At 63.1% G+C, this 8,577-nt stretch carries 6 protein-coding genes; all 6 read right to left on the reverse strand.

The features are described from left to right. Positions 1–2,374: DUF6531 domain-containing protein (locus VA602_RS13280; protein ID WP_323453421.1), on the reverse strand; the 2,374-nt coding region annotated here is incomplete at its 3' end. Between the two features lie 14 nt (positions 2,375–2,388). Then, a complete protein-coding gene (locus tag VA602_RS13285; protein WP_323453422.1) occupies positions 2,389–2,823 on the reverse strand; it encodes a DcrB-related protein in 435 nt (144 codons plus the stop codon). A gap of 18 nt (positions 2,824–2,841) precedes the next feature. Continuing rightward, positions 2,842–4,785, reverse strand: coding sequence for a type VI secretion system Vgr family protein (locus VA602_RS13290; protein ID WP_323453423.1), 1,944 nt, complete (start codon positions 4,783–4,785; stop codon positions 2,842–2,844). A gap of 23 nt (positions 4,786–4,808) precedes the next feature. Then, positions 4,809–7,481 carry a type VI secretion system ATPase TssH gene (gene tssH / locus VA602_RS13295; protein ID WP_323453424.1) on the reverse strand — a complete coding sequence of 891 codons (2,673 nt, stop codon included), beginning with the start codon at positions 7,479–7,481 and terminating at the stop codon, positions 4,809–4,811. Then, on the reverse strand, positions 7,474–8,523 hold the full coding sequence (gene tssG / locus VA602_RS13300; RefSeq protein WP_200602907.1) for a type VI secretion system baseplate subunit TssG: 1,050 nt from the start codon (positions 8,521–8,523) through the stop codon (positions 7,474–7,476). Before tssG ends, tssH begins: the two co-directional genes overlap by 8 nt. Further along, a partial coding sequence (locus VA602_RS26780) for a hypothetical protein (RefSeq protein ID WP_407682508.1) occupies positions 8,487–8,577 on the reverse strand: 91 nt, incomplete at its 5' end. The genes tssG and VA602_RS26780, both read right to left, overlap by 37 nt.

The following is an 8,577-nucleotide window of genomic DNA, read 5'->3' on the forward strand; positions in this document are numbered from 1 at the left end:
CACCTGCAGCATCGATATATCCGACGAGCGCGCCGGCGCAATCGCGAACAAAGCGCTCGGTACCCGTTCCCGGTAAGCGACGCTCCAAAAGATTGCCCCTGGCATCGTTGTGGTACTCGTGGCGGCGACCTTCTGCATCAATGAGGCGCACACAATGGCCGAGGTTATCGTACTCATAGCGCGTAGATTGCATGGAGCAGTCCAGGATTTCACTGAGGTTGCCCCATTCGTCCCAGCGTAACGTCGTCGACTGCTGTGCGGCATTGGTGATACGAACAGGCTGGCCCTGCACATCCCGCTGGTAGACTGTGCTCGCGCCAAGCGGGTCGATGATTTCGACACAGTTGCCACGCTTGTCGTAACGAAACGACCAGCTATGACCTTTGCAGTCGGTTTGTGTAGTGGGCAGCGCCCAGTGCGGCAACCACGTGGAACTCTCGGTGCGTCCGAGCGGATCGGTGATTCGCGTCAGGTTTCCAGATCCGTCGTACGCGAAATTCCAGGCGCCTTGATTGGGTCCGATAGCCTTGACCAACTGTCGCGCACTATTCCAGTCGAACTGCCATTGTGCGCCTGTGGGGTCTATGTATCGGGTCACCTGATAGCGCTCGTCCCAGTGGTGGGAACTGGCACGCCCGAGGCTGTCCGTGACACGGGTCATGCGGTTTGGCAAATCATAGTCGAACAGATAACGAGCGCCATCGTTGGTCCAGTGCTCAATGACCCTTTGCTCACTCCCTTGCGGGCCTTCGTATGCCTGCCAGCGATAGAAACACTCGAGCCCGCTACAATGCCAGTGCTGGGCCATATTCATGTCGGCGTCATAGCTGAATCGCCGTTGGACGGTGCCAACTGCGTCGTGTACAGCGATGAGCTGGCCCGCTTTATTGTAGAAGTAGCTGGACAGCAGATTTTCCTGATCAGTGTCGTGCTCGTTAGTCAAAATCTGGCGTGTCACCTGACTTACGCGTTGAGGGTGTTGCTGATCGTATTTCAAGTTTATCCAATGAAGACCCTGCTGGTCCCTGAGCCGGATGACACGCCCCTGTTCATCGTGATCCAACCAGATACGTCCCTCATTGCGGTCGCCGATCAAGCTCAGCCGCAAATAGTCAGGGTTGCCCGGTGTCGGCGTGAAGAGCCGGTACATGCCCTGGACGCTTTCGATCAGCACATTTCCTGCTTCATCGCGCCTTGCCGAAAGACCTTCTCCCGGGTCGAACGCCGCGCCCGGGCAGGGAATCTCGCCCAATCCGACCTGTCTGCCTTGTTCGTCGGTATAAGTAAGGTGGCCGTCTGCTCCGGCTTGTACAGACACCTCGAATGACACGCTCCAGCCAGTACCAAAGAGCCCGTCTGTGCGCTTGTCCAGGCTGTTGTACAGGCGTTGCCAGTGAATGGGGAAAAGGCCGGGCAGGGTAAAGTCCAGATCCTCGTCCCCTGCGAGTATCTTTGCGCCTGTTGCCGCGTGTACAGGATTAGGGGCACCTTGGGTGGAGGCTTTGAGTGCTGAAGTGACCTTGCTGGTGAGAACCGACACGGCGGCCCCAACCAGAGCACTGCCGATCAGGCACGGGAATTTTGTCCAGAAACCACGCGTGTTGCCTCGCAGCAAGAGCAATGCTGCTAGGGTCAGTTGTACGCCGGGCAGCTTCCCACTCTCGATCTGCCGAACCACGACGGTTCCACCGCCGATCCTCACGTCAGGGGAAATAAGGTCTTTGCCGGAGCCGATCTTTGCTTCGCAGGTGCTTCTGTCGCCACTGCGGGTTGCAGGCTGCCCATTGATGAATACAGATCGAGAGCCCTCGGCAAGAAATTGCTCGGGCATGGCTGGATGCTTTTTGCAATCCACGGTGTCCAGCGGACAGGGCTCGGCATTGGGTTCTGCGCTGGCTACCGTGGGTCTCCACATTTGCGAGAGGTAATAACCTGCGAGATCCATGAAGCTTGGTTCAGGCGCTTGCACTGGCGTGGCGGGCGCTGCACTCAGCTTGCCTGCCGCCCTGGCTGCCGCCTTGCCGTTGATGAAGACATCTTCCGATCCACTGGTGATGAACGCCTCGATACTGGGAGGAAAAAGCCAGTTGGCCGCCGTCTCACACCAGTCGGTAATCACCTCGTCGGCTCCGCTCAACCCCGCAGCGATGCCGACGACTGCGCCCACGGCTACACCCAGCAAGACGCAACCAAGCCCCCCGGTAGCGATGGTGACTCCTGTTGCTGCTGCGATAGCCGCCGTGGCCACCAGGCAACCGACATAGGTGATGGCAGCGTAGGCGGCGACTTCCAACACCCCCGCCGTGATATCTGCCAGCATCGAGGTGTGCAGCAGGCCGTCGCCTTCACGGGCCGCCCAGACATCTTCGGTCATCCAGGGTTACTCGTTCATGAGTGTTCGAGGAGTTGCAGCGACTGCTTAATCACCGTCCAGTGCTGCGTCTGCACGGAGGTCATGGGCTTTGACGCTACATAGCTGAGGGCGATCAGCTGAGCTTTTCCTGGAACCTGCAGGGCGATCTGGTACTGATAGACCCGCTCGTTGCCTTTGTTGAATTCGGTCTGCACCTCTATGGCATCTACAGACGGGCTGACACCTGCTTTCGTCTCCTGCGCAGGAGAGCAGCGTAAATTGGCTACCTGTTGCCTGAGCTTATCCAGTTGTGCATCGAAGTTACTTTTGAGCGTCTCGTTTTCTGCCAGCGGACTGCGACTGATGATCAAGGTCGTGCCAAGGTCCGGGAACCTGAGGATGTTGATCGAAGCATCGATCACCTTAGTGTCAGGCAGGCAAAGAAGTGCTTCGTTGATCGAGTACTGCATAGTGGCTCTCTATCGCGATTAGTTGGGCTTGGCCGGCTGGGAGTAATGTTGCTCGACCGCGCCCTTGATCGTTGATTGCTTGCCCTGGGCTCCAGGGTCCGTGGCCTTCTCGCTACCAAGGTTCAGATCGAGCTTACCTTTGGTTTGTATCTTGCTGCTGCCTGAGGAGTAGAAGTTGAAGCTTGCACACGTGAGGTTGATGTCTCCGCCTGCCTTAAGCTCGATGACGCTGTCCCCGCATACCAGTCTCAGGCTTTCACCCGCTTCGATGACATAGGTCGCAGCGGCGCTGCTGGAGCAAGAGCCACCTACCAGCGAGGTATCGTTGGCGCGCGTTACATGCAGACGGTTTGCACCAATGGTCACCGTCTCATTGAGACCAATCGTCTTGTCCCGGTTGCCCCCCACCGACAACGTCTCATTCTGCTCCACCACCGTGTCCATGTTGCGCTCGGCATGCACATACAACTGCTCCTGCCCGCGCTTGTCCTCCATGCGAATCTCGTTGAAGTTGGCCGGGCTGCCGCCCTTGCTCGAACGGCTCTTCATGCCGCTCTGGGTGGCGTTGCCGGGCAGATCGTAGGGCACGGCCTGCTCGGCGTTGTACACCCGGCCAGTGATGATCGGCCGGTCGGGGTCGCCCTCGAGGAAGCTGACGATCACTTCCTGGCCGATCCGCGGGATCTGCATCGAGCCCCAGTTCTTCCCGGCCCAGGCCTGGGATACGCGGATCCAGCACGAGCTGTTCTCGTTGGACTGGTCGTGGCGGTCCCAGTGGAAGTGCACCTTCACCCGACCGTACTGGTCGGTCCAGATCTCCTCGCCGGCCGGGCCAACCACCACGGCAGTCTGCGGGCCCTTGACCAGCGGGCGCAGGGTGCTCGATACCGGCCGGTAGCTCTGCTGGGCGTCGATGCAGCTCAGGTTGCTCTCGAACTGCGCCGAGCCGCTGCCGCCGCCGGTTTCCAGGCGCTCCTGCACCACGTAGTAGCGGGCGGCGACGATCAGGTACTCGCGGTTCTGATCCTGGCGGGAGAAGCCGCTGAGGCTGAACAGGTGACCACTGCCAAGACCACGGGCGTTGCCGCGCAGCTCCACGCGTTCATGCAGGCTCTGCAGCGACTCGAGACGGGTGCGCGCATAGTGCTCGCCGTCCTGGGTCTGCTCATAGGCGCCGGGGTAGTCGTACAGCGGGTAGTCGCCGGCCTGGTGCGGGCGTGGCATGGCCGAGCGCACATCGATGCGCGCGCTGGGCCGCTGGAAGTCGTAGTCGTTGAGTTCCATCGAGCCGGACTGCACCTCTTGCGCCAGGTGCCAGTCGTTGATGTGGTCGCGCTCGCGGTGCTGGCCGTCGGGCGGATAGAACGGCACCGACTCGTAGCCGGGTGCCTTCTGGTGTGCGCCATAGGCGTCGGCCAGCACCAGGACGTGACGCGCCTCCTCATGGCGGAAGAAGTAGTAGATGCCTTCTTCTTCCATCAGCCGGCTGACGAAGTCGAAGCTGGTCTCGCGGTATTGCACGCAGTACTCGCGCTCGCGATAGCTGCGGCTCAGGGCGTCCTCGAAGTCCGAAAAGCCCAGGTCGCGGAATACCTGCTTGATGATCTGCGGCGCGCTCAGGTGCTGGAAGATCCGGCAGTCGCTGGTGCGCGTCAGCAACCACAGCCAGGGCCGCAGGGTGACGCGGTAGCTGGCGAACTGACCGCGATCGACCGACTGGCTGCAGCGCGCGACGATGCCGTGGAAGTGACGCGAAGCCATGCCGCTCAATTGCAGCGACAGGCTCATGGGTTTGCCCAGCAGCTGGTTGAGGTCGATGGCCGGATCGTCGCTGGTCAGCTGCAGCTCATAGTCGAACAGGCGGCCGAGCTCCTCGCTGCCGCCCATCTCGCTGAGGATCAGCACGTTCGGCCCCAGGGGGCTGTTGATCTGCGCTAGGCGCGTCAGTTGCGTGAACAGCATGGATGTTCCTGTATGCGCGAGACTCAGGCCGCGCTGAAGTCATAGTGCAGTTCGTTGTCGCGCGCGCCGATGCTGACGCTGGCCAGCGGCTTGCCTTCGAGCAGACGGGTAAGGAACTCGCGGCTCATGTCCGGCAGCAGGCCGTTGGTCAGGATCGCATCGATCATCCGCCCGCCGCTCTCGGTCTCGGTGCAGCGCGAGACGATCAGGTCCACCACCGCATCGTCGTAGGCGAAGCCGACCTTGTGCGTGGCCTCCACGCGCTTGCGGATGCGCTCCAGTTGCAGGCGGGTGATGGCCTTGAGCATGGCGTCGCTGAGCGGGTAGTAGGGGATGGTCACCAGGCGACCGAGCAGCGCGGGCGGGAAGATTTCCAGCAGCGGCTTGCGCAGCAAGGTGGCGACCGAATCCGGTTCGGGCAGGGTCTGCGGGTCCTTGCAGATGTCGGCGATCAGCTCGGTGCCGGCATTGGTGGTGAGCAGGATCAGGGTGTTGCGAAAATCGATCTGGCGCCCTTCGCCATCTTCCATCACACCCTTGTCGAATACCTGGAAGAAGATTTCATGTACGTCAGGGTGGGCTTTTTCCACCTCGTCGAGCAGCACCACGCTGTAGGGGCGACGGCGCACGGCCTCGGTCAGCACACCACCTTCGCCGTAGCCGACATAGCCGGGCGGCGCGCCCTTGAGGGTGGAGACGGTGTGCGCTTCCTGGAACTCGCTCATGTTGATGGTGATCAGGTTCTGCTCGCCGCCATACATGGCCTCGGCCAGCGCCAGGGCGGTCTCGGTCTTGCCCACGCCCGAGGTGCCGGCAAGCATGAACACGCCAATGGGTTTATTGGGGTTGTCGAGGCCGGCGCGGGAGGTCTGGATACGCTTGGCGATCATCTTCAGGGCGTGGTCCTGGCCAATGATGCGCTTGCCCAGGTGGCTGTCGAGGTTGAGTACGGTCTCGATCTCGTTGCGTGCCATACGCCCCACCGGAATACCGGTCCAGTCGGCAACCACAGAGGCCACGGCCTGGTAGTCGACGGTCGGCAGGATCAGCGGGCTTTCGCCTTGCAGGGCGCTCAGGCGCTGCTGCAAGTCGACGAGTCGCTCGCGCAGCTCATGGCTGCCTTGGGCATCGACCTCCTGATCGACCACCCCGACCTGCTCACGCAACTGGGCGCGGGTGGCCAGCAGTTCGTCGACCAGGGTCTTTTCTTCGGCCCAGCGGCCTTCCAGCTCGAGCAGGCGCTGACGCTCTTCGGTCAACAGCGTGTCGGCCTGTGTCTGGCGTTGCTCGGTGGCGACGCCAATGGCGGCTTCGCGGGCGATGATCTGCAGCTCGACTTCCAGCGCCTCGATACGCCGACGGCTGTCATCGACCTCTGCAGGCACTGCATGCAGGCTGATGGCCACGCGTGCGCAGGCGGTATCGAGCAAGCTCACCGACTTGTCCGGTAGTTGGCGTGCAGGGATGTAGCGGTGCGACAGCTTGACCGCGGCTTCCAGCGCTTCGTCGAGGATCTGCACCTGATGGTGCTTCTCCATGGTCGAGGCCACGCCGCGCATCATCAGCAGCGCCTTTGGCTCGCTCGGCTCATCGACCTGCACCACCTGGAAGCGGCGGGTCAGTGCCGGGTCCTTCTCGATGTGTTTCTTGTACTCAGCCCAGGTGGTCGCGGCCACGGTGCGCAGGCTGCCACGGGCCAGTGCCGGCTTGAGCAGGTTGGCGGCATCGCCGGTCCCGGCAGCGCCACCGGCACCGACCAGGGTGTGGGCTTCGTCGATGAACAGGATGATGGGCTTGGGCGAGGCCTGGACGTCCTCGATGACCTGGCGCAGACGCTGCTCGAACTCACCCTTCATGCTGGCGCCGGCTTGCAGCAGGCCGACATCCAGGCTGCGCAACTCGACGTCCTTGAGCGCAGGCGGTACGTCGCCGGCAACGATGCGCAAGGCGAAGCCCTCGACGACAGCGGTTTTGCCGACGCCGGCCTCGCCGGTGAGGATCGGGTTGTTCTGGCGGCGACGCATGAGGATGTCGACCAGTTGTCGGATCTCCTCGTCGCGGCCCACGATCGGGTCGAGCTTGCCACTGCGCGCCTGTTCGGTCAGGTCGACGGTGAAGCGCTTGAGTGCTTCCTGCTTGCCCATCGCCGCGGGGGCCACGGCGCCGCTGGCTTCGCCCGGCGCTGCCGCGGTGAAGCCGTCGCTGGCGGCCAGATTGTTCTCGGGGGAGTCGCCGACGTACTCGTCGAAACGTTCACTCAGGGCCTCGACCTTGAGCTTGGCGAACTCGCTCGACAGACCCAGCAGGGCATTGCGCAGGCTCGGGGTCTTGAGGATGCCGACCAGCAGGTAGCCGGTGCGCACCTGGCTCTCGCCGAACATCAGGCTGCCGTAGACCCAACCGCGCTCCACTGCCTCTTCGACCTGCGAGGACAGGTCGGTGATCGAGGTTGAGCCCCGCGGCAGGCGGTCGAGGGCGTCGGTCAGGTCACGGGCCAGGCGCGCCGGCTCGACGTTGAACTGGCGCACGATACGGTGCAGGTCGCTGTCCTGCAATTGCAGCAACTGGTGCAACCAGTGCACCAGCTCCACGTAGGGGTTGCCGCGCAGCTTGCAGAACACCGTGGCGGCTTCGATGGCCTTGTAGGCGACGCTGTTGAGTTTGCCGAACAGCGCGGCGCGGCTGATTTCACCCATGTTCCTGACTCCTTGTGCAAGTCGGTTGGACCGGCTGCGCGGCGTAGTAGCGAGCGAGCTTGAGGTCGTTGGCATCGTGTTGTGGACGGCCGAGCCAGGTGTCGAAACCCAGGCGCCTGCCGGCATCGAGTTCCAGCGCGGGCACGTGCTCGCGCGCGAGAATGAGGTTCAGGTCCCAGTCCAGTTCGTGGCCCTGGTACTCGGCGACCCAGGCCGCCAGTTCGATGAACGCCTGCCCGCCCGGCAGCAGCGCGTGGTATTGCTCCAGCGTCAGCGGGCCGAGGCACAGGCGGAACTTGTGCTGGCGATCCCAGACGTAGCGGCCCAGGCACAGGTCCATGCCCAGGCGGTTGGCGTGCACGCCGAGGCGGCTGCGCTCGGGCAGTTCCAGCCATTGGCCGACGTACTCCTCGATGCGCACCGGCACGCCGAAATAGCTCGCCAGGATGCTGGCCAGCCCGTCCGGATAGCGCGTCTGTGCGGCGAGGTGGCCGGAGTAGTGCAGCTTGGCGGTATGCGGCAGCGGGCCCTGGTCCTGCAGTTCGGGCTGGCCGCGCCCGCTCAGGGCCGCCAGACGCGCGGCCCAGTAGTCATCGCCGGGGCGGTCGTGGCTGACGGTTGGCCGCGCTTCGGCCCAGGCACGGTAGAACAGGCTCAGCAGGCGGTGATGGAAGATGTCGAGGAAGCGCTTGCTGGTGTGGTCGGCGTGGTTGCGCTGGCGTTCGCGCATGTACTCGGTCAGGTGCAACGGCAGCGGTCCGTTGGGGCCGCCGAGGCCGAAGAAGAACTGTTCCAGGCGCGCCGGCCCTTCGCCGTCTTGCGTTACCGAGGCCAGGGTGGCCGGGGCGAAGCTGCAGTCCAGGCGCTGGCCCAGGCGCACCGGCTCATCGGCCAGGCGCTGGGCGTGACCGAAGCGAGGCAGCTCGGGGTGCTCGGCCTCGAGGCGACGCAGCGCCTGGAAGAAGTCGAACTCCCAGGGTTCGGCCTGCATGGCCTCGAGTATGTTCACAGGGTCGGCCTGCGTCCGGGCTTGGCTTTCCATCGCATGATCTCGCCGCGCTCGCTGGTGCGCAGCACGGTTTCGGTGAAGCTGTTG

The sequence above is a fragment of the Pseudomonas machongensis genome (assembly GCF_034961125.1).
Lineage (GTDB): Bacteria > Pseudomonadota > Gammaproteobacteria > Pseudomonadales > Pseudomonadaceae > Aquipseudomonas > Aquipseudomonas machongensis.